This is a genomic window from Streptomyces sp. NPDC031049, from assembly GCF_055571015.1.
Genome location: NZ_JBVIGC010000023.1, coordinates 35,685 through 56,489 on the forward strand (window position 1 = coordinate 35,685; position 20,805 = coordinate 56,489).

A 20,805-nucleotide genomic window follows, 5' to 3' on the forward strand; every position below is an offset into this window, starting at 1 on the left:
CTCAGTCTGCACGAGGCGTCCGAAAACGGCAAGAGCAGTGCTCTCGTTTGTGTGCACTGCTCTGAATCATGGGACACTGACCGTCATGAGCAGCACCGCACAGGGCGCGCGGGCACGCGCCAGGACCGAGGTCATCACCGCCATCAAGGACGAGGCGCGCCGGCAACTCGCCGCCGAGGGCGCCGCCAAGCTGTCCCTGCGGGCCGTCGCCCGCGAACTCGGCATGGTCTCCTCCGCGCTGTACCGCTACTTCCCGAGCCGCGACGACCTGCTGACCGCGCTCATCATCGACGCCTACGACGCGATCGGCGAGGCCGCCGAGGCGGCGCACGACGCCGCCGCCGGTGCCGGGCCCGCCGAGCGCTGGGTCGCGGTGTGCGAGGCCGTCCGCGCGTGGGCACTGGGGCACCCTCACGAGTACGCGCTGATCTACGGCTCGCCCGTGCCCGGGTACGCCGCCCCGCAGGACACCGTTCCCGCCGCCGCCCGGGTGGGACGGGTGCTCATCGGACTCGCCCGCCAGGCCCACCGCGACCGGACCCTGGCGGAGCCCGCGCTCCCGGCCGAGCTGCGGCCGGAGGCGCGCCGGATGGCCGACGACCTCGCCCCCGACCTGCCGCCCGGCGCCGTGGCGGCGCTGATCACGGCGTGGGCGCAGCTGTTCGGTCTGATCAGCTTCGAGGTGTTCGGGCAGTTCCACCGGGTCGTGGAGGACCGGCCGGCCCTGTTCCGGCAGGCCGCCGCCCGGCTCGCCCACGGGGTGGGGCTGGACCGCCCGGAGTAGGCCGGTGCCGCCCGGTGCCGTGCGCGCCGGGCCGGGAGGTGGCGCGATCTTCACGGGAGCCCCATGCGGCGAGGGGTGATGTTCATCCACGACGCCTGTCCGTGGTCCCAGGTCCTTGCGTAGCCTGCACCGATGTCCCCAGCCCGGCCGGACACCGCCGGGCGCCCGTGCCCCACCCGGGAGTGACCCCCCATCGCCGCCGACCCCCTCACCGTGCCCCCGTCCGTGCGCGCCCCTGAAGCCGCCACGGGGCGACCGGCCCCGCGTCCCCGCCCCGCGTACCGCCACGACGTGGACCTCGTCCGCGTCCTGGCCGCCGTCGGCGTCATCGTCTGCCACTCCGCCGCCGAACTGATGAAGGCCGTGGGCGGCGCCCCTTCGGGCGGCGGGCCCGTCTACTGGACGGCGCTGGTCGCCGACGCACTGAGCCGGTGCGCCGTGCCGCTGTTCTTCGCGATCGCCGGCTGGGTCGTGCTCGTCGGGGCACCGCCCCGGGACGGCGGGCAGATCCGCAGGCGGCTGACCCGCGTCGTCGTGCCGATGGCCGTGTGGACCGCCCTCTACCTGGCGTGGGACCTGGTGCAGGACCTCAACACCCGGCCCACGGCCCGGCTCGCCTGGGAAGCGGTGTTCGGCTCCGTCCGGCCCGCCTTCCACCTCTGGTACCTGTACGCCTACGTCCCGGTGATCCTGCTGCTGTCGGTGGCCGTGCTGATCAGGGCCGGCAAGCGCCCCTGGGGCGCCGGTGCCCTGCTGCTCGCGCTCGCCCTCGCCCCGGCCCTGCTGGACGACCTCACCGCGCTGCTCGACGTCCCGATGCCCCCGTTCGACTGGCGGTTCGACACCTACCAGCTCGTCTACGCCGTCGCCGGGGCGGTGCTGCTGTCGTTGCCCGCCCGGGTGGCCGGCGGACGCCGGCGGCGGCTGCTGTGGTTCGCGGGAGGGCTTGCGGCGTGGGCCGCGGTGGCCGCCTACGAACACCTCGTGCGGTTCCCGGGCCCCTACGCCTCACTCGTGGTGGCGCTGCTGGCGGGGACCCTGCTGATGGCCCTCGACCGGATCCGGGTGCCCGCGCGGCTGCGCCCGCTGCTGGGCCGCCTGGCCGGTGCCTCGTTCGGCGCCTACCTGGTGCATCTGCTGTTCCTGGAGGCCATCGCGCCCCATGTGGTGACGGCGGACGCGGGCGGGCCCGCCGCGGTGGGCATGCTCGCCGTCCTCACGGCCGGCACGGTCGTGCTGTCGTTCGCCGCCGCGCTGCTGTGGACCCGGCTGCGGCTGGGCCGCTGGCTCGGCTGAACCGGGCGGGCGCGCGGCGACCCCGTACGACGGGATCTTCCGCGCGCCCGGCCCGTGCCGCGGTCACGTCCTGTTGCCCCGCCGCACCGCCTTGCGCACCACCCGCTTGGCGCGCCGGACCTGGAGCCTCGCCCGGGACCGCGGCCGGCTGCCGGGAAGTGCGAGTTCGGCCAGCCGCGCTTCGGGGAAGTAGTGGCCCGGGGTCCCCGCCAGATGGGCGCGCAGCCACTGTGCGGCCGGCTCCCGCAGACTCTCGTACGTCTTGGGCTGCATGCAGAAGCCCATCGTCCGCACCAGCGGAGACAGCGACTCGGGGGCCGCGCCGACGAGCGCCGGTTCCTGCCCGCGCTCCAGGTCGGGCACCAGCCGGTCGACGAGGGCGAGCGGCACGCGGTTGCTGTTCGCGTACGGCGTCAGACGCTCCATCACCAGCCTGGTCCCCACGCGGGCCACGGGCACCCCGTAGTAGGCGGAGGCGGTCACCATCGCCGTCGAGAAGCAGCCGACGACGAGTTCGGGACGGCCGTGGTGGTACAGCGTCTCGGCCAGCAGGGGCGCGTCCAGCACGGTGAGCCGCACGCCCGCGTCCGCCGCGGCCTTGCTCAGCGCCTCCGAATAGCTGGGCGGGGCCGTCGGATGCGGCTTGAAGACCACGGACCGGTGCCCGGCCCGCGCCGCCCCCGTGAGCATGCGGAGGTGGAGGTCCTCCTCCTCCTGCGCGGTCAGGACGTCGATCGCCGCCAGGTACTGGCCCAGCAGCACGGCCGTCGGCCGCTCCCGGCGGACCGGCTCCCACAGCGGGTCGTCCGCCGCGTCCCCGGAGATCTCGTCGAGCACCGCGCGGAACGCCGCGTCCGGGACGATCTCCGGTTCCACGCCGAACTCGGACAGCAGCAGCGGCTTCAGACCGGGCACCAGGTCCAGGTGGAGCAGCCGCCGGATGCGGCACCCGATGGTCAGCGGCAGCCGGGTGCGGGTCGGGCCGTAGCTCATCAGGCCGTCGGCGTACACGTGGACCGCGCTCTCGGAGAAGATCGCCGCCAGTGCGCGGGCCGGATTGACCTGGATCGACTCCACGGCCAGCTCGACCGGTTCGCGGGCGTCGATGCCCCAGGCGAGCCGGAACGCCCGCTGCCACAGCGTGGTGTCGTTGCCGCGCGGGCCCCAGGTGCTGGGGTGGTACGGGGTGATCGCCTCGTTCCAGCTGACCACGTCGTCGAACCGGGCGGCGATGCGCGCGTAGCCGTGCATCTCGTCCAGGCGCAGCGCGGTCTCGGGCACGGTGGCGTTGTTGGAGACCAGCAGGACGCGCCGGGCGGCGTCGCGGGGCCCGAACCGGCCGGCGTCGAGCGCCGCGGCCAGGGTCGCCGCTCCGTACAGGGTCGAGACCTGGAAGATCTGGGTCTTGTGGGGCATGGATCAGGCAGCCTTCCGCCCGTCACGCAGCCGGCTCAGCAACCTGCTCCGCGGTCTGTCGATGGTCCTGAGGGTCTCCTCCAGCGCCGGCTGGGGCATCCGGCGGAGGGCCTCGCGCGCCTCACGCCGCAGCCGCTGGGCGGCGGACGCCTCGTACTCGTCCACCTTGCCGACATGGAAGGCGATCATGGCGCAGTACGTCCGTACGGCCTTGAGGAGGAAACGCCCGGCTTCCGGGTCCTGCTGCACCTCGTTGAGCAGTGTGTCGTAGGCGGGGATGAAATCCAGCTGGCGGGCGTCCTTGATCTGGGTGAGCGACGTCGCCACGCCCCGCCGGTAGAAGACGCCGTGCAGACCGACGGACGCGTAGGTTCTCGCCTTGAGGTGCAGGCGCCATATCCACAGCCGGTCCTCGGCGGTGCGCAGTTCCGTCGCGAAACGCATCGCGCCGTCCTCGAAGAGGTGCCGGCGGTAGATTCCGGCCCACACGAACGGGTAATCCACCATCGTCTCCATGGCGGCCGGCGCTATTCCGTCGCGCGGGTCCATCACCGCATTGCGCAGCCGGGCCGGGGGCCGCCGGACCACCCGCTCGGTGCCGGTGGCCTGCACATGGTCGGTACGGGCGAAGTCGCAGCCCAACTCCTCCACGGCCCGCACCAGTTCGCGCAGATGCCCCGGGCCGTACCAGTCGTCTCCGTCGAGAAAGGTGAGGAACTCGCCGCTCGCCGCGTCGATTCCGCTGTTGCGTGCCTGGGCGATTCCCCGGTTCGTCTCGTGCCGGATCACCTGCGCCTGGGGAAGCCGCTCGGCCCACCGGTCGATCACCCACGGGGTGGAATCCGTGGAGCAGTCGTCCACGAGCAGAAACTCGAAGTCGGGGTCCGCGTTCCTGACCAGACTTCTCAGCGTGCTCTCGGCGAAGGCGCCCACATTGTGCATGGGGACGACGACGGACAGTTTCGGCACACGGGCCTCTCAGTTCGAAGGGCGGGATTGGAACAGGTTATCGATGTTCCCGTGGGCGGCGGTGTCGGCGGAGGCGCGGAGAGGTGAACTCCGCCCGCAGCGGACGTGAATTCTCGGTGTCCCTCACCGGCGGGGCCTGCGGCCGGCGCCGCGCGGCGCGTGCGGAGCCGCGACGAGGAGCCGACGGCGCGGACGTACCTCCGGACGGCGGGGGACGTACGTCGGCGGGGACGTACGTCCGGACGGTGGCGACGTACGCCCGGGGGAGTACCGCCGATGACCGCGCGCGGGTGACGCCGGCCGGTACGGCCCGCGTCTAGCGTGTCCGTCATGGACGAGCAGCGCGCACGCGCAGGCGGTCCGCCGCACTGGTGGCGGCACGGACCGCCATGGTTCAACCGCTGGGGCGAGGAGGAGGGCCGCCCCCACCGGCCCTGGCGCTCCACCGTGCTGATCACCGCCTTCGTGCTGGCCGGCTCGCACTGGGCGGCCCAGGGACAGCAGGGCGAACGGGCCGGCCTGGACTCCTTCGCGCGGGTACTGCTGCTGGTGGCGGGCGGCCTGCTGCTGTGGCGCCGGCGGTACCCGGTGGCCGTCGTCTTCGGCACGGCGACCGCCGCCCTGCTCTACCTGGGCGCCGGCTACCCCTACGGCCCGGTGTTCCTGGCCGTCGCCGTGGCCTGCTTCTCCGCCGTCGTCGCCGGCCACCGGCGGGCGGCGTGGGCGGCGATGGGCACGCTGTGGGCCGGGCACGCGCTGGTGGCCCACTGGCTCTACCGGTGGCTGCCCCCGGACGGGGACGCCGCGGCCTCCTGGGGCACCGAGATCGTCGTCGCCACCTGGATGGTGGCGATCGTGGCCCTCTCCGAACTGGCCCGGGCACGACGCGAGCAGTGGGCGCGGGACCGCGCCGAACGGGCCCAGGCCGCCCGGCGGCGCGCGGACGAGGAGCGGCTGCGGATCGCCCGTGAACTCCACGACGTCCTCGCGCACAGCATCTCCGTCATCAACGTGCAGGCGGGCGTCGGCCTCGCCCTGCTGGACACCGACCCCGAACAGGCGCGCACGGCGCTGACCACCATCAAGGCCAAGAGCAAGGAGGCGCTCGGCGAGGTGCGCCAGGTCCTGGACACCCTCCGCGCCCCCGGCGACGCCCCGCGCGCCCCGGCCCCCGGACTGGACCGCCTGCCCGAACTGGTGGAGCAGGCGGCGAGCGCCGGCCTGACCGTGGACGTCGACGGCGAGCCGCCGCGCCTGCCGCCCGGTACCGACCTCGCCGCCTTCCGCATCGTCCAGGAGGCCCTCACCAACGTCGTACGGCACTCCGGTTCGCGGCACGCGCGCGTGCGGCTCCGCAGGGACGGCGGCATGCTGCGGCTGCGCGTCGACGACGATGGCCCGGCGACCGGTGCGCAGGCGGGCGGCAGCGGCAACGGGCTCGCCGGGATGCGGGAGCGGGCGGCGGCCCTCGGTGGCACCATCGAGGCGGGCCCGCGCGACGACGGCGGGTTCCGGGTGCTCGCCGTCCTGCCGCTCACCGCACAGAACGCCATGGACCCGAAGCACGCCGAGGACGCCGAGGAGGACGACCGGTGATTCGCGTACTGCTCGCCGACGACCAGTCACTGGTGCGGGCCGGCTTCCGGGCGTTGCTCGACGCCCAGCCGGACATCGAGGTCGCCGGGGAGGCGGCGGACGGCGAGGAGGCGCTGCGCGCGATCCGCGAACTGCGGCCCGACGTCGTCCTGATGGACATCCGCATGCCCGTCCTCGACGGCCTCGCCGCCACCCGCCGCCTCACCGGTGAGCCGGATCTGACGGACGTGAAGGTCGTCATGCTGACCACCTTCGAACTCGACGAGTACGTCTTCGAGGCGATCCGCTCCGGCGCCTCCGGGTTCCTGGTCAAGGACACCGAGCCGGAGGAACTGGTGCGCGCCGTACGGGCCGTGGTCGCCGGCGACGCTCTGCTCTCGCCGGGCGTGACCCGCCGCCTCATCGCCGAGTTCGCCGCCCGCTCCAAGGAACCGGCGGCCGGCGAGGCCCTGGCCGGCCTCACCGAACGGGAGCGCGAGGTGATGGCCCTGGTCGGCATCGGCCTGTCCAACGAGGAGATCGCCCGCCGCCTGGTGGTCAGCCCGCTCACCGCCAAGACCCACGTCAGCCGGACCATGGTCAAGCTCGGCGCCCGGGACCGGGCCCAACTGGTGGTCCTGGCCTACGAGTCCGGGCTCGTCCGGCCGGGCTGGCTGGGCGGCTGAGGGCCCCGGCCGAAGCGGAGCAGCACACTCACCACCCGGGCGAAGAAGACCAGGACCGCCACCGCGGCCCCCGCGCCCACCAGCACCCGCCGTATGCCCGGCGGCAGCCCGAAGACGTACGCCGGTCCGGCCACCGCCCCGAACAGCACGGCCGCGGCGAACGCGGCGCTGAACAGGGCGTACCCGATCTCGACCGTGATCGCGTCCCGCTCGGCCTGCGTACGCCGTCCCCCGTGCACCCGCCCACCGCTCATGCCGCCAAGTCTCCCACGGCCCCGCGCGGACGCCCGCCTCCGGGCCGGCGCGGGCGGCGCCGGCTCTCTGCTACGGTGCCGCGCATGGCGGGGACAGGAGCCGAACAGGCGCTCGTCGAGCGGTGGCGCGGCATCCTGGCGCTGCATGCCCGCACCCAGTGCGCACTCGACCGGGCCCTGCACCAGCACGGCCTGTGCGCCAGCGACTTCGAGGTGCTCGACGTCCTCGCCGCGCACCGCCCGTGCGCCCTGCGCGTCCAGGAGATAGCCGAGCGGGTCCATCTCAGCCAGAGCGCCCTGTCCCGGCTGATCGCCCGGCTGGAGAAGGACGGACTCGTCGAGCGCGCCGAGTGTGCGGAGGACCGGCGGGGCGTACGGGTCGTCCTCACCGGCAGGGGCCGCGCCCTGCACGGCCGGGTGCTGCCGGTGCAGCGGGCCGTCCTCACCCGGATGCTCGCGGACTGACCGGCCGCCGCTCCGTCCGGTCCGCCCGCCGGCGGGACCGGCGCGTCAGCTCCAGGTCACGGCCGAGGATTGCCGCGTCAGCTCCAGGTCACGGCCGAGGTCCGCCGCCACAGCGCGGCGAGCGAGGCGTCGCCGGTGACCTCCGGGAACGGCAGCCTGTTCCACAGCGCGAGGTACAGCCGCGCCACCGGGCCGGCCACCTCGCAGTCCGCGTCCCCCGCGGCGCCCCGTTCGGCGGCCGGGGGCCGGTCGGAGAGCCGCACCGTCCACACCGCGTCCGCGGCATCGGTCGCCCGCACCCGCAGGACCCGCGGCGTCCCGCTGCGCACCCGGCTCTTGTCGCGGGCGTGGAACCCGAGCAGCAGCTCCTCGATGCCGTCCACGGCGAAGGCGGCGTCGATGCCGGCGGGGGCGGCACCGGTGGCCGACTCCGCATCGGTCCGGTGGACGGTCGTCTCGTGCGCCTGGCGCCGGGCCCAGAACGCCAGCGGCGAGGGAGCCGGCAGGAAGTGCCAGCAGTCCACGTCCGGTGCCGCGGACATCAGGGTGGCGACGAGCGAGCGGTGGCCCTCGCGGAACCAGGCCAGCAACGCGTCGCCGTCGAGGTCCGGCAGGCCGGAATCCGGGTGGTACGAGGTGTGCCCCTCGGCGACGAACGCCGCCGCCCAGCGGTGGACCATCCCGGTGTGCCGCAGCAGGTCCCGCACCTGCCAGCCGGGGCAGTTCGGCACCTTGGCGTCGCTTCCCGCGGCCTCGGCGGCCGACGCCAGCGCCCGGCCCTCCCGGTCCAGCACGCGCACGTACGTGGCAGTCTCCATGCGGGGAGTGTGCCCGATGGAGTGCGCTCCGGGGGAGGCCGCCCACTGCCCGCCGGACCCGCGGGAGCCTCCGCCCGCCTGGCCGGGTCCTGTCCGGTCAGCCGCCCGCCGCCGCGCGCCGGGTGACGCAGGTGACGAGCACGGCCACCGCGGCCAGCACCGCCACGCTGGTGAGGGCGACGGGCAGCGAGAACCAGTCGGCCATGAAACCGATGGCGGGCGGCCCGAGGAGCATGCCGCCGTAGCCCAGCGTGGAGGCGGTGGCGACGCCGTCGGGGCCGCCGAGGGCACCGGCGCGCTCGACGGCGACCGGGAAGATGTTCGCGAGGCCCAGCCCGGTGACGGCGAAGCCGAAGAGCGCCACCCACACCGAGGGGGCCAGCGAGCCCAGCAGCATGCCGGCCGTGGCGACCGTGCCGCCGGCCACCACCGTGCGGGTCCGCCCGAGGCGTTCCAGCAGGGTCGTGCCGCTCAGCCGGCCCACGGTCATCGCCAGTGCGAAGCAGGAGTAGCCGGCCGCCGCCAGGCCCTCGGAGGCGTCGAGGTCCTGTTCGAGGTGGAGGGCGCCCCAGTCGGCCATGGCCCCTTCGCCGTAGGCGGTGCACAGGGCGATGACACCGAAGGTGATCACCAGCACGCGGGTGCGGCGGTCCGTCCGCCGGGGCGCGGGCCCCTCGGCGCGGGTGGCACGGTCCGGCGGTACGGGCGGTTCGGCGCGGGTGGCACGGTCCGGCGGAACGAGCGGTTCGCAGCGCAGCAGCAGGCGGCCCGCCACGGCCGTGACCAGCAGCCCGATCACGGTCAGCCCGAGCAGGTGCCGCGTCGGCGACAGCGAACCGGCGACCGCCCAGCCCCGCGCCGACCATGCCGCCGAGGCTGAACGCGGCGTGGAAGCTGGGCATGATGGGCCGCCGCAGCACGGCGACCAGGTCCACGGCCGCGCTGTTGAAGGCGACGTTGATGCCGCTCAACGTGTGATAAACACTAACTAGTTGAGCGTTGGAGCCCGTATGAACCTCATCGTTCCGCAACGCCCGTGCCTGTACACCCGCCTGTCCTACGCCCCCGACGGTTCCCTGGAGAAGGTCGAACGCCAGGAAGACGAGGGCCGCGCCCAAGGACAGCGTCTGCGCTGGCCGGAGTTCTGCTGCGTGTACGTCGACAACTCCCGCAGCGCCTGGCAGCGCAACCGCAAGCGGCCCGACTGGGACCGGATGCTACTCACCCTGGATCGCGACAGCAGCAAGCTCATCCCGTCGGACCCGAAAGCGGACCACCACCACGACGGGATCATGACGTACCACGGGGACCGTCTGATCCGGCAGCCGTACGACCTGGAGCTGCTCCTCAACATCGCTGACACCCGGCACATACAGCTCGCCTCCGTGTCCGGCGTGCGCGACCTGTCCAGCCCGGACGACCGGTTCATCCTCCGCATCGAAGCAGCGCAGGCATGCCGCGAATCCGACAACACCTCTCGCCGCGTCCGCCTCGGGATCAAGGCGGCCATGACCGGCAAGGGCGGCAAGGTGCCTGCCAGGTCTCGGCCGGGCGGGCGGCGTGCCTTCGGCTGGGGCCGGCCTACCGGCGAGACCCGCGTCAAGGTCAACCGCCGCACCGGAGAAGAGATTGAAGTACCGGTGCTCGACTACGACCAGACCGTGCCGGAGGAGACCGAGCTGCTGGCGGAAGTCGCTGAGAAGCTGCTCGCGGGCATGAGCCGGCGCGGGGGTGTCCGGTGGATGAACGAGCGATGTCTGACCTCCGAAGGCAACCCGTGGAGCCTGACCACTCTGACCCGGGCGCTCACCGCCTGGCGGATGGCTGGCCTGGTCGAATACGAGGGCACCCTCTACAAAGCGGCCTGGGACGAGGTCATCTCTCTCGAGCAACTGTCCGACCTGCGGGCGATGTTCGCCGAGTCCGCAGCGGAGCACGGCTACCACGGCAGCGCCCGAAAATATCTGCTGTCGGGCAACGCCGTCTGCGTAACCTGCCACGACACGAGCAAGTCCCCCAAGGAACAGCCGAGATGCGCGACCTCCTTCCGGCTGTGCAAGGGCCAGCACGTCCGGCTGTCGACGAAGCCAGTGGGCGGTAGCCGCCTGTACTACTGCCGGTCCTGCGGGAAGGGCCGCAACATGGCGTACTTCGATGCCTATGTGGACGGCCGGACCCTGCGTCTGCTGTCCGACCCGCGGCTGGCGCAGGAGCTGCACGCCGTGGCTGGTGAGGAGAACACGAGCGTCAGGCAGGAGATCGCCGACCTGGAGCGCCGCAGGGCCGCCCTGCGGCAAAAGGTTCAGCAGGCGGCGGACCATCCCGACGTCGACCCCATGCTGGCCATGCAGGCCATCGCCAGCTACGACCGGAAGCTCGATCAGCTACGCAGCCAGTTGACCACGCACCGCGAGCATCGCCGCCTCGAACGCATGCTGGGCATCACTGCCGAGGCGTGGGCCGCGGAACCCGTTGAGGTGCGCGCGACGATCGTCAGCATGCTCTGGGACGTGGTGATGTTGCCCGCGAAGCAGGGCCGCGGGTTCGACCCGTCGTCGGTGCGGCTCTGGCGCCGCAGCCTCGCGGTCGGCAGGTAGCGACCGTGTCTCCTGACGGACCGCAGCCGCAGGCGTTCGCCTGCGGCTGCGCAATGGCAGGTGGGCGGTTGTTATCGGACGCTGCTGCCCAGACAGGCGGGTGCGGGCGCCCGTCATCCGGGCAGGCAGACCTCAGTGTCGACCGACGGCCGCACCGTCACATCCACACACAGCAGCGCGTCGGCGGTCTCCTCAGCCACGGGCGGCGGCGAGGACGGCGGGGGCTCCGGGCCGGGCGGGGGCTCAGCCGGAGTCGGCGACGGCCCCGGCGGGGGAGCGTCAGCTCCTGGCGCGTCCGTGCCGTCCCCGCCCTGACGTGCATCGGAGTCGGGCGCAGGCGGGGAGGCCGCACCAGACGGCGACGGCTCCGGCTCCGGCACGTCGTTGACGGGTGCCAAGGAGACGACCGGCGGCTCGCTCACCGCCGGCGACTCGCTTCCCAGGGCGGACGGGCTGCCGCTGGCCGACGGACTCGTGCTCGGGTCCGCGTGGTCAGGCGAGTCGGGCGGATCGGCCGTGCTGCCTGGCTCGGGCGGCAGCGGGCCGGGAGGCGGAAGCACCGGTGGGGCGGTGGCTGACGGCGCCGAGGTGGGCGGCTCGAAGTCGGCGTCGTGGCTCCAGGGCTGGACGACGACCATGCTCACGGTGGCCGCGGTGACGGCGGCCCCGGTGACTGCTCCGATGAACTGTCCGCGGTGGGCGCGGGCAGCTTCGCGGGCGACTTCGCTGATCGCTGCGAGGGCGGCGACGGCCCCGCCGATGAACAGCCCCAAGTGCCGCTTCCGGCGGACGGGCTCCTGCCCCTGCGCCGGGTCGGCCTCGGCGCCATGGCCGGGCTGATGGCCGTTGACGACGGCGGCCTGTGGGGGAAGGCCCTCGTCGTCGGTGGTCTCGCCGTTGTCGGCGAGCATCTGTCTGATGAATGTCACTTGGGCTCGCTGGCGTCGAACTTGCCTGTCGATCCCTGTGATCTGTCGCCTCATCCCGGTGACCTCCGCGCGTAGAGCGGAGAGGTCACCGAGGAGACGCCGCAAGAACAGACCCCCAGTGATGATGATGACGCCGAGCGCACCCGTGACGATGACCCATGTCATGTCACGCCCCTGTGATGTGAGTAGTGCGCGTCGGTCCTCGTACACAACTCTCGTGTACGAGGAATCGATCGTGCGTCCGAACGCCTCATCTGTCAGGCATATTCACGCGGACCGTGACTGTTCTGTTATCAAGCTTTGGCCAGCGCAACCATGGGTCGTGACGTGCAGTAACTACCCTGCGTTGCGGGGTCGTTGGTGAGGTGAGCCTGCCCTTCGCTCCTTGCGGGTGCGGATCGCCTCGTAGTCGGCCGCCATCTCGCGCAGCAGCTCGGCACGGTCTGCCGGGTCCACGTCCTCGAGGGCGACCTCGATCATGCGGCGTACGTGCGGCGGAGCCGACCGCAGGACGTCCGGCATGGCCTGCGCCTGCCGCTGCTCCTGGCGCTCCATCTCGCGCAGGACCTCCGCCGCTTCGGGGTGGTGCTCTGCGAGCCGGTCGGCGGTCACTCCGACGGTGCGGGCCATTGCCGCGACCGTCGACGGTTTGCCGGGCACCGGGACTCGCTTCTCGCCGGCGCCCCGGTAGCCGGCCTCGGTGTGACGCCAGCTGCTGCCGCTGAACTTGTACGGCATGTGGCTGGCGGCGACTTCCGGGCTCCAGCCTTTCGCCTCTCGGGCGAGGCGGATGAGTTGCCCATGTCCAGGCGGGCTGTGGTCGCGGTCCACCTTGTCCTTCATGATCTCCCCCTCGTGGTCACTCGTACTTTCTCGAACTTTATTGAACGGCAGCAGGTCACGCGAGGGCGTGCACAACCCCTTCACAGGTGGTAGGAGAAATTTGGACTCCTCACTTGTGGTAACTGATACAAAGTCGTACAGTCGTCCTCATGAACGAAGACCCCCGAGAGTTCCGCCGCCGGCGGATAGCGGCGGGGCTGAGCGTCACCGAGCTGGCTGAGAGAGCGGGCGTCAGTAAGAGCCACCTCAGCAGCGTCGAGAAGGGGAACGCTGGGTTCTCCCCCAGGAACCTGAAGGCGATCGCCGACGTGCTCGGCTGCGAGGTGCACGACCTGCTGCTCCCCGAGCCGGACGACGAGCCCGCCGCCGACCGGAGCGTGGCCTGATGCGCGCCCGCATCGACGACGTGTGCCGGTGGGTGTGCAGCTGCGGCCATCGCAACCCGATCTGGCGCGCCCTGTGCCGCGTGTGCAAGGCGGCCCGCGAATTCAAGGCCGGTGCGTGATGCCGGTCTGTCGGACGCCGGAGGAGGCGTTCCGTGCCGGATACGACGCGCCGTGCGAGCACGGCGTGACCGATCCGACCGTGTGCCCGGCCTGCCGTCTGACGGACGACGAGATCGCGCGCCTGGCCGTGCTCCATCGCCCCTACCTGCCCCCGCTGGCGGAACGCCAGGCGGCCTGACAGCAAGGAGGGCCCGCCGTGCACCCGGCGAGCCCTCGGCCCAACACCCATCACCCTGAAGGAACTGAGGTGGGCCCGATGCCATCCAGCATTGCACACACGCACCCGCTTCCCCCGGGGCCGACGTTCGTTCCGCCCCTCGACATCGCCCGCGACCAGGCCTGCCGCACGCTCGCCGAGGCCAACGCGCTGGACCTGGAGATCGCCGACTCCTTCGTGATCGCCCGCGAGTTCGGCGGCGTATGCGAGGCGCTCCGCCAGGTCCTCGCCGCGCTGGACGCCGAGGACGGCCGCCATGCCTGAGCCGATATCCCCGGAGTACCTGCGCGAGACACAGCGCATCGTCGCGGCCGTGCCGAACGGGCCCTGGGAGCCGATCCCGAACGACTACGGGATGCCGGACGCCGTCGGCCCGATCTCCTTCCTGGAGACCGCCTCCGACGAGTACCAGGTGCCCGTCATCCAGTTCATCGCCCACGCCCGCGAGGCCCTCCCGCGCTACGTCGGCGAGGTCTCCCGGCAGGCCGACGACATCCGGCGCCTGACGAAGCGCATCGAGCAGCTGGAGCGCGCGGACGGCGGTGAGCACCGTGGCCGGTGAACCGCTCAGCTTCCGCATGCTCGCCAACATCCGCTCCGGACTCTCCCGGACGCCGAACGCCCCCGGGGCCCGGACGATCCGGCTGCTCCTGGACGAGATCGACCGGCTTCACTCCGATCCCGTGCGGCGGGACTGGCAGCCGCCCTTGGACTGCCCGCTCACCCGCCGCCAACTACAGGTCCTCATCGCCACGGCCAACGGCCAGAACGCCCGCGAGATCGCGGAGGACCTAGGGCTGACACACGGCGCCGTACGCAAGCACCGAGAGGCAGCCGTCGGACGGCTCGGGGCTCGCTCACCCGAACAGGCCGTCGTCGTCTGCTTCGCCGCCGGCTGGTTCCCCGGTGCGTCGTTGCAGCTGCCGGACGTGCCGCGGCTGCTCAGCAACGGCGAGAGCCGCAGGGCCTACCAGGAGTGCGCGGAGCGGCTCCGGAAGGCCCCCGGTGAGTGGGGCACCGTCCTGGTCTGCGGCAGCGGCCCCACGGCCCGGCAGACGGCCTGGCGACTCCGTTCGGGAGGCGTGGCGGCCTTCCGTCCGGCAGAGGACTGGGAGGCGGAGGCCTTCGCTGGCAACGGCGGCTACGGCGTCCGCGCCCGCTACATCGGCACCCCCACCCACCGTGAAGAGAGGGCAGCGTCATGACCGCCCGCACGCTCGACTACCGAGGCGCCGTCGTCGACGCGACCGCGCTGTGGGGCGCGACCCACCAGCAGCTGAAGGAACTGGCCGACCAGTTCCCGGTCGGGGCCCGCGTCACCCACGTCTGCGGCCGGGGCGGAACTGTCGCCCTGGACCAGCCGGTTCACGTCCCCGGTCTCTTCGACGGCCGTCCTACCGCCGTGTGCATCGCCGGTCGCTGGCACGACACCCCGATGGTCTTCGCCCACTGGGACAACGAGGCCGACATCAGGTGGGGCGTGTGGGTGCCCGTCGCCAAGATCCGCACCGGCCGCACCCCGGCCGTCAACCGGCCCGGAAACCGGGCGCGGACGGGAGGCCGGCGATGAAGTGGGCGGTCATCGATAGCGACGGGCAGCTCACCCACCACGACAGCGACCTGGACTGGGACGCGGTCATCGGGGCGGAGGGCCGGGCGCGTGTGAACCTGCCCGACGTCCGGGCCGCCGGGTGGGTTAACGACGTCGGCCTGCTGCACCCGGGCCGGTATGCGCGGAACGTCGTCGGCTCCTGCACGCTGATCGCGTTGGGCGCCCGTATCCAGCCGTACGCCGGGCCCGTGGTGTTCACCGGCTGGAACTCCGGCAACACCGCGCGCGGACTCTTGGAGATCGAGTCCCTGCCGCACCCTACGGACTTCCTCGACACGGTGCACGGCGACGTCCTCAAGGCCCTGGCCGGGCAGACGCCCCGCCACCTGTCCCCGTCATGGGCGGAGTCCATGCGGGAGATCGCCGAGCACGTCCGCTCCGGCCCCACGCCCGGCATCACCGTGCAGGCGGTGAGGCTGCCGTGAAGACCACCCGTCCGGCGTCAACGCCGTCCGCCGCCGCTGTCACGGGCGCGCCGGCGGAAGCCAAGGCAGGGGAGGGGCTGGACCGTTCCGCTGCTCCCGAGATCCTGCCTGCGCCGGGCGGGCCCCAGGCCGCTCGCCCGGAGTCAACGTCATCCGCCGCAGGTTCGACAGTGCCGCCTGCATCGGGAGCGAAGGCGGAAGAGGGCTCTCGGGGCCCGCAGACTCCGCCTGCTGCGGGCGAGCCCCTAACCACCCGTACGGCGTCAACGTCACCCTCCGCCGGTCCGCGCACGGCCGCTGAGGGAGCGAAGGCCGGGGAGGAGCCTGTACGGCAGACCCCCGCTCCGCAGACCCGGCCTGCGCCGTACGGGACCCGTGCCACCCGCCGCACGTCAACGCCGCCCTCGCCTGGAATCTGGCCGGGCGCGGGAGCGAAGGCCGGGGAGGAGCCGCCTTGTGCTACGGCTCCGCAGAACTGGCCTGCGTGCGGCGGGCCTCCCATCACCCCCACCGCCCGTCTGCTGCTGCCCGCCGGCGCCCCGGCGGACGTCTGGAGCGAGGCCCGGCGGCAAGGCGTCGGCGGCTCCGACGTCGCCGCGATCCTGGGCATGGACAGCTACGGCGGGGCGCTGCGGGTGTGGCTGGAGAAGACCGGGCAGGCCAGGCCGCAGCGCGACCCTCGTCTGGAGCGGTCCGCGCGGCGCGGTCACCGGCTCGAAGGCCTCGCTGCCGAGTTCTTCGCTGAAGAGTCCGGGCTGACCGTCCTCGACGCGCCGGGCACCCTTCAGCACGTCGACCGCCCGTACTGGATAGCCAACCCCGACCGTCTCGTCGTCGACGAGGACCCGGACGACGTCGCGGTGCTGGAGTGCAAGTCCCGCACCTGGCGGTCCGCGCGTGCGGAGAACTGGCGGGGCGAGCAGGCCCCCGACGGGCCCGCGATCCAGGCCCACTGGTACCTGACCGTCAGCGGCTACCGAGCCGCTTATGTCGCCGGGCTCATCGATGACGACCTGACCTGGTTCCGGCTGGAGCGGGACGACGAACTGTGCGCGATGCTCGCCGACGCCGTCGACCGGTTCTGGCACGACCACGTCCTCGCCGGCATCCCGCCGGAGCCCGACGGCAGCGAGGCCGCCACCGAACTGCTCGCGCGTCTGTGGGACGCCCGCGAGGAAGCGACGGTGGAGGTCGACCCGGTGGAAGCCGCGCTGCTGACGCAGCGCCGCCGGGAGCTGCGCGAGCAGATCGGCGCGCTCGGTGACGAGCTGACCGCCACCGAGAACCGGATGCGTGCCCTGCTGGGGGACGCCGAAGTGGCCAAGGTCGGCAGCAAGCCGGTCATCACCTGGCGGCAGAACGGCCAGTTCGCGCCCGCCCGGTTCCGGCAGGAGCAGCCCCAGCTGGCAGCCGAGTACACCCGCCTGGTCCCGGCCGTCGACACCGCGCGGCTCGCCGAAGACCACCCCGAGATCTACCGCAAGTACCGGGCCCGCGTGCTGCGCGTGCCCTCGGAAGGATGACCATGTCCGACCTCAAGGACCGTGTCCGGCAGGCCACCAGCGGCGACGACAAGCCGCAGCAGCCGGTCACCGACCTCGCCGTCACCGACTCCGCCCGCCAGTGGCTCCAACGCCGCGAGACGTACTTCGTGGACGCCCTCCCCAGGCACGTCGACCGGGCCCACTTCATGGCCGTCGCCCACGCCCGGATGGAGGACCTGAAGAACTGCACGCCGGCGTCCATCCATCAGGCGCTGCTGGCCTGCGCACGCTTCGGCCTGGAGCCCGACGGCAAGCACGCCGCGATCATCCCGTACGGGGAGGTCGCGACGTTCCAGCCGATGTACGAGGGCTACATCGACCTGATGTACCGGCACCCGCGCGTCGACTCGGTGCACTTCAACTGGATCCGGGAGAAGGACCAGTGGGACTACACGCCCACCGAGCCCAGCCCCCGGGACTTCTTCCACAAGCCGCGCATCGACCTGTCCGACGAAGAGCGCGGTGAAGTGATCCTGGCGTACGCGTTCGCGTGGATCGACGGCCGCCGCTCCCAGGTGATCATCCTGAACCGGTCGCAGGCGGAGAAGATCCGCGACAAGTACTCGAAGGCGTACAAGAAGGCCGAACGGCAGAAGAAGTTCGACTCGCCCTGGCACACCGACTTCGACGCCATGTGGGCCAAGAGCGCCGTTCTCCGCCTCCGCAAGGTCGTGCCCACCAGCACCGAACTCACGGAGCTGATGCAGGCCGACACCGACTTCGACGACGACCAGGCCACGCCGCCCGTCATCCGCGGCACCGTCATCTCCCGCGACGACCAGGACGACGAGCAGCCGCCGGCCGCCTGGCCGAAGACCGCTCAGCCCGGCAGCGGCAGCGAGGCCGGTGAGCAGGAGTGAACCGGGAAGAGGCTGAAGAAGCCGTCGTCCGAGCCTTCAACGCCCGTGGCATGCGTGCCGTGACCAGCGCTCAGTACACCCGTCAGGTCGCCCTTGACGTGGTGCGCGAGAACCGGCGTCGCTACGCCGACCACCCGCGCATGAAGAGCCTGGAGGAGTTCGCCTCCGATCTGGCCGACCGGCTCGCCGCGCATACCGACGTGGCACCGAAGGACATCGCCACCGTCCTGCTCGCGGCCGGAGCCACGGCCGGCGCCCTCGCGTTCATGCACGACCTGTCGGGCCCTGCGGTCACAGAGATCCTTCAGATCGCCGCCGACGACCTGGACCGGCGGACGGACGGCGGTGAGACGCCGTGACCGCTCCCGCCCTGATGCTCACCGTGTACGGCACGCCAGCCCCGCAGGGCTCGAAGACCCGCAACCGGGCGGGCGCCATGTACGAGTCGTCCGCGAAGGTCAAGCCGTGGCGGGAGGCCGTGAAGACGGCCGCCCTCGATGCGCTGCACCACGACGACGGCTGGACGGCCCTGGCCTGCCCGGTGCTCCTGGACATCACCTTCAGCCTGCGCCGCCCGAAGAGCCACTACGGCACCGGCAAGAACGCCGGGCAGCTAAAGCCGACCGCCCCGCTCTACCCGACGAGCAAGCCCGATCTCGACAAGCTCGTGCGCTGCACGCAGGACGCCTTGAAGGACGCCGGGGTGCTCGCCGACGACAGCTGTGTCACCGACGTCCACACCGCCAAGCGGTTCGTGGTCGCGGGCGCAGACACCCTCCGCACTCCCGGCGCCGTCATCCGGGTCTGGCGCCTGACCGACCCCAGCAAGGAGTCCCCGTGCCCGTCCTGAAGTTCGACCCGAAGGTGTCGGCGTCCGCGCAGGAGGCGCTGGAGCCGCACGTCCGGCCGCTGTACGACCAGCCCGGCGGGCGCCGCATGGCGATCATCGAGTTCGCGCACATCGAGCGGACCGAGCCCGCCCCGAACACCGACGGCAAGCCGTCCGTCAAGGTCCGCATCACCGGGCTGGAGGTCCCCAACCGCGACCAGGAGGGCGCCGTCCGCGAGGCACAGCGCTTCCTCCACCTCCAGCGCACCGCCCGCGGCACCTTCGACGACGACGGCCAGCTGGAGCTGACCGAGTCCACCCTGCGGCTGACCGCCGGCCTGCTCGCCAACATCGAGGTCGCCCGGCTCCGGGCCGGCCTGGAGCACTGGCGGGAGTACGCGCAGCGCCTGATCCACGGACCCGACCTGACGGTCACCGAGGTGCGGCACGAGATGCAGACCCTCGCCGAAGGCCTCACCGCCGTGCTCGACACGGCCCGCGACCACAGCAGCGAGGACTGAGCCATGCCCCTGTTCCTTGCTGGCCTGCTGATGGGTGGCGGCTCCGGAGGCATCACCTACGCCCTGTCCCACGACGGGCAGCTGGCCGTGATCGCCGGCCTCATCGCGGCCGTCCTCACCTGGCTCGGCGTCGCCTCGATGATCTTCCTCAACGACTGACCCGCCAACCCACCGAGCCCTGAAGGGAGGTGACCCCCATGCCTCAGCGAGTCCGCGTGCCGCTCCGCGTCATCATCGGCTCCTACTCTGACGCCACCGTCAGCGTGTACGTGAAGGTGGCCGCGCTGGACCGGCGCGACACCGGCTGTGAGGCGGGGGTCGCCTACCTCTCCGGGCTGCTCGGGCTGGCGCGCTCCACTGTCGAGCGGGCCCTGACGCAGCTGATGCGCCCGGACCCGGCCGACGACGTGGTGGAGCTGTTCAGCCACCGGCGCACCCACGCGGGCGGCACCGGGCAGACAGCCGTACGCCGAATACGCGCCACCACCCCCCGCGAACACGGGGCCTGGGTGCCGTCGCGCGCCGCCGAATCCCTCTCCCCGCGCCAGCTGCGCGCCTACGCGGCACTGGCGTACGCCACGGCGATCGGCCAGCACATCACCCTCGCCGAACTGGCGCGCGTCCTGCGCCACCGGTCCGGGAAGAACGCCGGCCAGGCGCTCGACACCCGCAGCGTGCGACGCATCCTGCGGGACTTGGAGCGGCTCGGCTGGATCACGGTGGAGCGCCGCGCCGGATACCGCGGCCGTCACCTCTACACCGTCCACGACGAACCCCTCCAGAGCGCACTGACTGCGGACACTGAAGAGGGATCGGGTGGGGATCTTGGAGACGGGTCCCTCGCGTACAAGGAACACCACCCGACTGACTCACAGGAGGAAGCACCGGCCGGTGGTTCCATCCGCCGTAGGCGAACTGCGGGTAGTGGCGGGCGCGAGGACCTGACTCCGCTCCCGCCGACGTTCCGCCGCCCGTACGCGGGCCCGCCGCTCACGCTCGCTCCGCGGATCTGGCGAGTCCTGGAACCCGTGAAGCCGCTGCTGCCCGGCCTGTCGCCGTACGTGGTGCGGGAGGTGGCGCGGGAGATCGGCCGCCAGCTCGACCAGGGCGCCAACGGCGAAGCACTGCGCGCCCGGCTGGAGTTCCGGTTCGCGTCCACCGAGGACATCCGCGACCCGGGCCGCTGGCTGCTCGGTGCCGCGCTGAAGCCCCCTGCCCGGCACCCGGAGCCGCCCGCCCGGCTGCACGAGTGCGAGGCCTGCCGCGCCCCGTCCCGGCAGCCGTTCCCCGACGGCGTGTGCCGCGCCTGCCGCCCGCCCGACCCCGCCGAGCTGGCACGGAGGTGGAGCAGATGACGGACGTGCCGCAGCCCGCCACCCCGCAGCTGCTCGCCCTCGCCGCCGCCACCCGGCCCGACTGGTCCCCGAGCGACCTCGCCGACGCCGTGGCCCGGGCCCGCACCGAAGGCATGACCTTCGCCCGGCTCCTGGTCCTCGTCGCGCAGATGATCGCCGACCCCGATGCCCAGCCCAAGCACCTGCTGGACGCCCTCCCGGACCCGTGGCGCCACCGCCGGCGCCCGCCCGCCCCCGACACCGCAACCCGCGGGGCCGCCGCCGTCCGCGCGGCCCTGCACCACACCAACCACACCGACTGACC

At 72.6% G+C, this 20,805-nt stretch carries 26 protein-coding genes and 1 pseudogene; 20 read left to right on the forward strand and 7 right to left on the reverse strand.

Annotated elements, in window-relative coordinates; genetic code table 11:
• Positions 1-85: 85 nt before the first annotated feature.
• Together ACZ45Q_RS30090 and ACZ45Q_RS30095 are read left to right on the forward strand one after the other, a co-directional pair.
• Positions 86-784 (forward strand): TetR/AcrR family transcriptional regulator, encoded by a 699-nt coding sequence (locus tag ACZ45Q_RS30090; RefSeq protein WP_468267091.1) that lies wholly within the window; start codon positions 86-88, stop codon positions 782-784.
• 213 nt (positions 785-997) lie between these two features.
• Positions 998-2,080: an acyltransferase gene (locus ACZ45Q_RS30095; RefSeq protein WP_468267093.1), complete on the forward strand. Its 1,083-nt coding sequence runs from the start codon at positions 998-1,000 to the stop codon at positions 2,078-2,080.
• Between the two features lie 63 nt (positions 2,081-2,143).
• On the opposite strand, the gene ACZ45Q_RS30100 is transcribed toward ACZ45Q_RS30095, so the two are convergent.
• A complete protein-coding gene (locus ACZ45Q_RS30100; RefSeq protein WP_468267094.1) occupies positions 2,144-3,496 on the reverse strand; it encodes a polysialyltransferase family glycosyltransferase in 1,353 nt (450 codons plus the stop codon).
• A 3-nt stretch (positions 3,497-3,499) separates the two neighbouring features.
• A complete protein-coding gene (locus ACZ45Q_RS30105) occupies positions 3,500-4,465 on the reverse strand; it encodes a glycosyltransferase family 2 protein (RefSeq protein ID WP_468267096.1) in 966 nt (321 codons plus the stop codon).
• 330 nt (positions 4,466-4,795) lie between these two features.
• Here ACZ45Q_RS30105 and ACZ45Q_RS30110 point away from each other — a divergent pair, with 330 nt between their 5' ends.
• Positions 4,796-6,061, forward strand: coding sequence for a sensor histidine kinase (locus tag ACZ45Q_RS30110; RefSeq protein WP_468267098.1), 1,266 nt, complete (start codon positions 4,796-4,798; stop codon positions 6,059-6,061).
• Positions 6,058-6,726 carry a response regulator gene (locus ACZ45Q_RS30115; protein WP_468267100.1) on the forward strand — a complete coding sequence of 223 codons (669 nt, stop codon included), beginning with the start codon at positions 6,058-6,060 and terminating at the stop codon, positions 6,724-6,726. The genes ACZ45Q_RS30110 and ACZ45Q_RS30115 overlap by 4 nt, the downstream gene beginning before the upstream one ends.
• On the opposite strand, the gene ACZ45Q_RS30120 is transcribed toward ACZ45Q_RS30115, so the two are convergent.
• Positions 6,684-6,980 carry a DUF6332 family protein gene (locus ACZ45Q_RS30120; protein ID WP_468267102.1) on the reverse strand — a complete coding sequence of 99 codons (297 nt, stop codon included), beginning with the start codon at positions 6,978-6,980 and terminating at the stop codon, positions 6,684-6,686. The two genes, ACZ45Q_RS30115 and ACZ45Q_RS30120, sit on opposite strands and share 43 nt — an antisense overlap.
• A gap of 84 nt (positions 6,981-7,064) precedes the next feature.
• Between ACZ45Q_RS30120 and ACZ45Q_RS30125 the strand changes: the two genes are divergently transcribed.
• On the forward strand, positions 7,065-7,445 hold the full coding sequence (locus tag ACZ45Q_RS30125; RefSeq protein ID WP_468267104.1) for a MarR family transcriptional regulator: 381 nt from the start codon (positions 7,065-7,067) through the stop codon (positions 7,443-7,445).
• Positions 7,446-7,522: 77 nt separating this feature from the next.
• On the opposite strand, the gene ACZ45Q_RS30130 is transcribed toward ACZ45Q_RS30125, so the two are convergent.
• Positions 7,523-8,263, reverse strand: coding sequence for a maleylpyruvate isomerase family mycothiol-dependent enzyme (locus tag ACZ45Q_RS30130; protein ID WP_468267106.1), 741 nt, complete (start codon positions 8,261-8,263; stop codon positions 7,523-7,525).
• A gap of 97 nt (positions 8,264-8,360) precedes the next feature.
• Positions 8,361-9,228, reverse strand: a pseudogene (locus ACZ45Q_RS30135) (MFS transporter); the annotation flags it as partial.
• A 45-nt stretch (positions 9,229-9,273) separates the two neighbouring features.
• Here ACZ45Q_RS30135 and ACZ45Q_RS30140 point away from each other — a divergent pair.
• The gene (locus ACZ45Q_RS30140) at positions 9,274-10,860 is read left to right on the forward strand and encodes a recombinase family protein (protein WP_468267108.1); all 1,587 of its coding nucleotides are present in this window, start codon (positions 9,274-9,276) and stop codon (positions 10,858-10,860) included.
• A gap of 113 nt (positions 10,861-10,973) precedes the next feature.
• Here the strand turns inward: ACZ45Q_RS30140 and ACZ45Q_RS30145 are convergent, their stop codons facing one another.
• Both ACZ45Q_RS30145 and ACZ45Q_RS30150 read right to left on the reverse strand, forming a co-directional pair.
• Positions 10,974-11,954, reverse strand: coding sequence for a hypothetical protein (locus ACZ45Q_RS30145; RefSeq protein WP_468267110.1), 981 nt, complete (start codon positions 11,952-11,954; stop codon positions 10,974-10,976).
• Between the two features lie 171 nt (positions 11,955-12,125).
• Complete coding sequence (locus ACZ45Q_RS30150; protein ID WP_468267112.1) at positions 12,126-12,632, reverse strand: helix-turn-helix domain-containing protein; 507 nt, start codon at positions 12,630-12,632, stop codon at positions 12,126-12,128.
• Between the two features lie 149 nt (positions 12,633-12,781).
• Here ACZ45Q_RS30150 and ACZ45Q_RS30155 point away from each other — a divergent pair, with 149 nt between their 5' ends.
• From ACZ45Q_RS30155 to ACZ45Q_RS30220, 14 genes are all read left to right on the forward strand, one after another.
• Entirely contained in the window at positions 12,782-13,018 is a 237-nt protein-coding gene (locus ACZ45Q_RS30155) for a helix-turn-helix domain-containing protein (RefSeq protein ID WP_468267114.1), read from the forward strand.
• Between the two features lie 376 nt (positions 13,019-13,394).
• Positions 13,395-13,619: a hypothetical protein gene (locus ACZ45Q_RS30160; RefSeq protein WP_468267116.1), complete on the forward strand. Its 225-nt coding sequence runs from the start codon at positions 13,395-13,397 to the stop codon at positions 13,617-13,619.
• Positions 13,612-13,917, forward strand: a complete 306-nt coding sequence (locus tag ACZ45Q_RS30165; RefSeq protein WP_468267118.1) for a hypothetical protein — start codon at positions 13,612-13,614, stop codon at positions 13,915-13,917. Before ACZ45Q_RS30160 ends, ACZ45Q_RS30165 begins: the two co-directional genes overlap by 8 nt.
• The gene (locus ACZ45Q_RS30170; protein WP_468267120.1) at positions 13,898-14,560 is read left to right on the forward strand and encodes a response regulator transcription factor; all 663 of its coding nucleotides are present in this window, start codon (positions 13,898-13,900) and stop codon (positions 14,558-14,560) included. Before ACZ45Q_RS30165 ends, ACZ45Q_RS30170 begins: the two co-directional genes overlap by 20 nt.
• On the forward strand, positions 14,557-14,925 hold the full coding sequence (locus tag ACZ45Q_RS30175; protein ID WP_468267122.1) for a hypothetical protein: 369 nt from the start codon (positions 14,557-14,559) through the stop codon (positions 14,923-14,925). The genes ACZ45Q_RS30170 and ACZ45Q_RS30175 overlap by 4 nt, the downstream gene beginning before the upstream one ends.
• Positions 14,922-15,392 (forward strand): hypothetical protein, encoded by a 471-nt coding sequence (locus ACZ45Q_RS30180; protein WP_468267124.1) that lies wholly within the window; start codon positions 14,922-14,924, stop codon positions 15,390-15,392. The genes ACZ45Q_RS30175 and ACZ45Q_RS30180 overlap by 4 nt, the downstream gene beginning before the upstream one ends.
• On the forward strand, positions 15,305-16,915 hold the full coding sequence (locus tag ACZ45Q_RS30185; protein WP_468267126.1) for a YqaJ viral recombinase family nuclease: 1,611 nt from the start codon (positions 15,305-15,307) through the stop codon (positions 16,913-16,915). The genes ACZ45Q_RS30180 and ACZ45Q_RS30185 overlap by 88 nt, the downstream gene beginning before the upstream one ends.
• Positions 16,916-16,917: 2 nt before the next feature.
• Positions 16,918-17,796 (forward strand): recombinase RecT, encoded by an 879-nt coding sequence (locus tag ACZ45Q_RS30190; RefSeq protein WP_468267128.1) that lies wholly within the window; start codon positions 16,918-16,920, stop codon positions 17,794-17,796.
• A 59-nt stretch (positions 17,797-17,855) separates the two neighbouring features.
• Positions 17,856-18,155: a hypothetical protein gene (locus ACZ45Q_RS30195; RefSeq protein WP_468267130.1), complete on the forward strand. Its 300-nt coding sequence runs from the start codon at positions 17,856-17,858 to the stop codon at positions 18,153-18,155.
• Positions 18,152-18,646, forward strand: a complete 495-nt coding sequence (locus ACZ45Q_RS30200; RefSeq protein ID WP_468267132.1) for a RusA family crossover junction endodeoxyribonuclease — start codon at positions 18,152-18,154, stop codon at positions 18,644-18,646. The genes ACZ45Q_RS30195 and ACZ45Q_RS30200 overlap by 4 nt, the downstream gene beginning before the upstream one ends.
• On the forward strand, positions 18,634-19,146 hold the full coding sequence (locus ACZ45Q_RS30205) for a hypothetical protein (protein WP_468267134.1): 513 nt from the start codon (positions 18,634-18,636) through the stop codon (positions 19,144-19,146). Before ACZ45Q_RS30200 ends, ACZ45Q_RS30205 begins: the two co-directional genes overlap by 13 nt.
• A 3-nt stretch (positions 19,147-19,149) precedes the next feature.
• Entirely contained in the window at positions 19,150-19,305 is a 156-nt protein-coding gene (locus ACZ45Q_RS30210; RefSeq protein ID WP_468267136.1) for a hypothetical protein, read from the forward strand.
• A gap of 38 nt (positions 19,306-19,343) precedes the next feature.
• A complete protein-coding gene (locus tag ACZ45Q_RS30215; protein ID WP_468267138.1) occupies positions 19,344-20,501 on the forward strand; it encodes a hypothetical protein in 1,158 nt (385 codons plus the stop codon).
• Complete coding sequence (locus ACZ45Q_RS30220) at positions 20,498-20,803, forward strand: hypothetical protein (protein ID WP_468267139.1); 306 nt, start codon at positions 20,498-20,500, stop codon at positions 20,801-20,803. The genes ACZ45Q_RS30215 and ACZ45Q_RS30220 overlap by 4 nt, the downstream gene beginning before the upstream one ends.
• Positions 20,804-20,805: the final 2 nt, after the last annotated feature.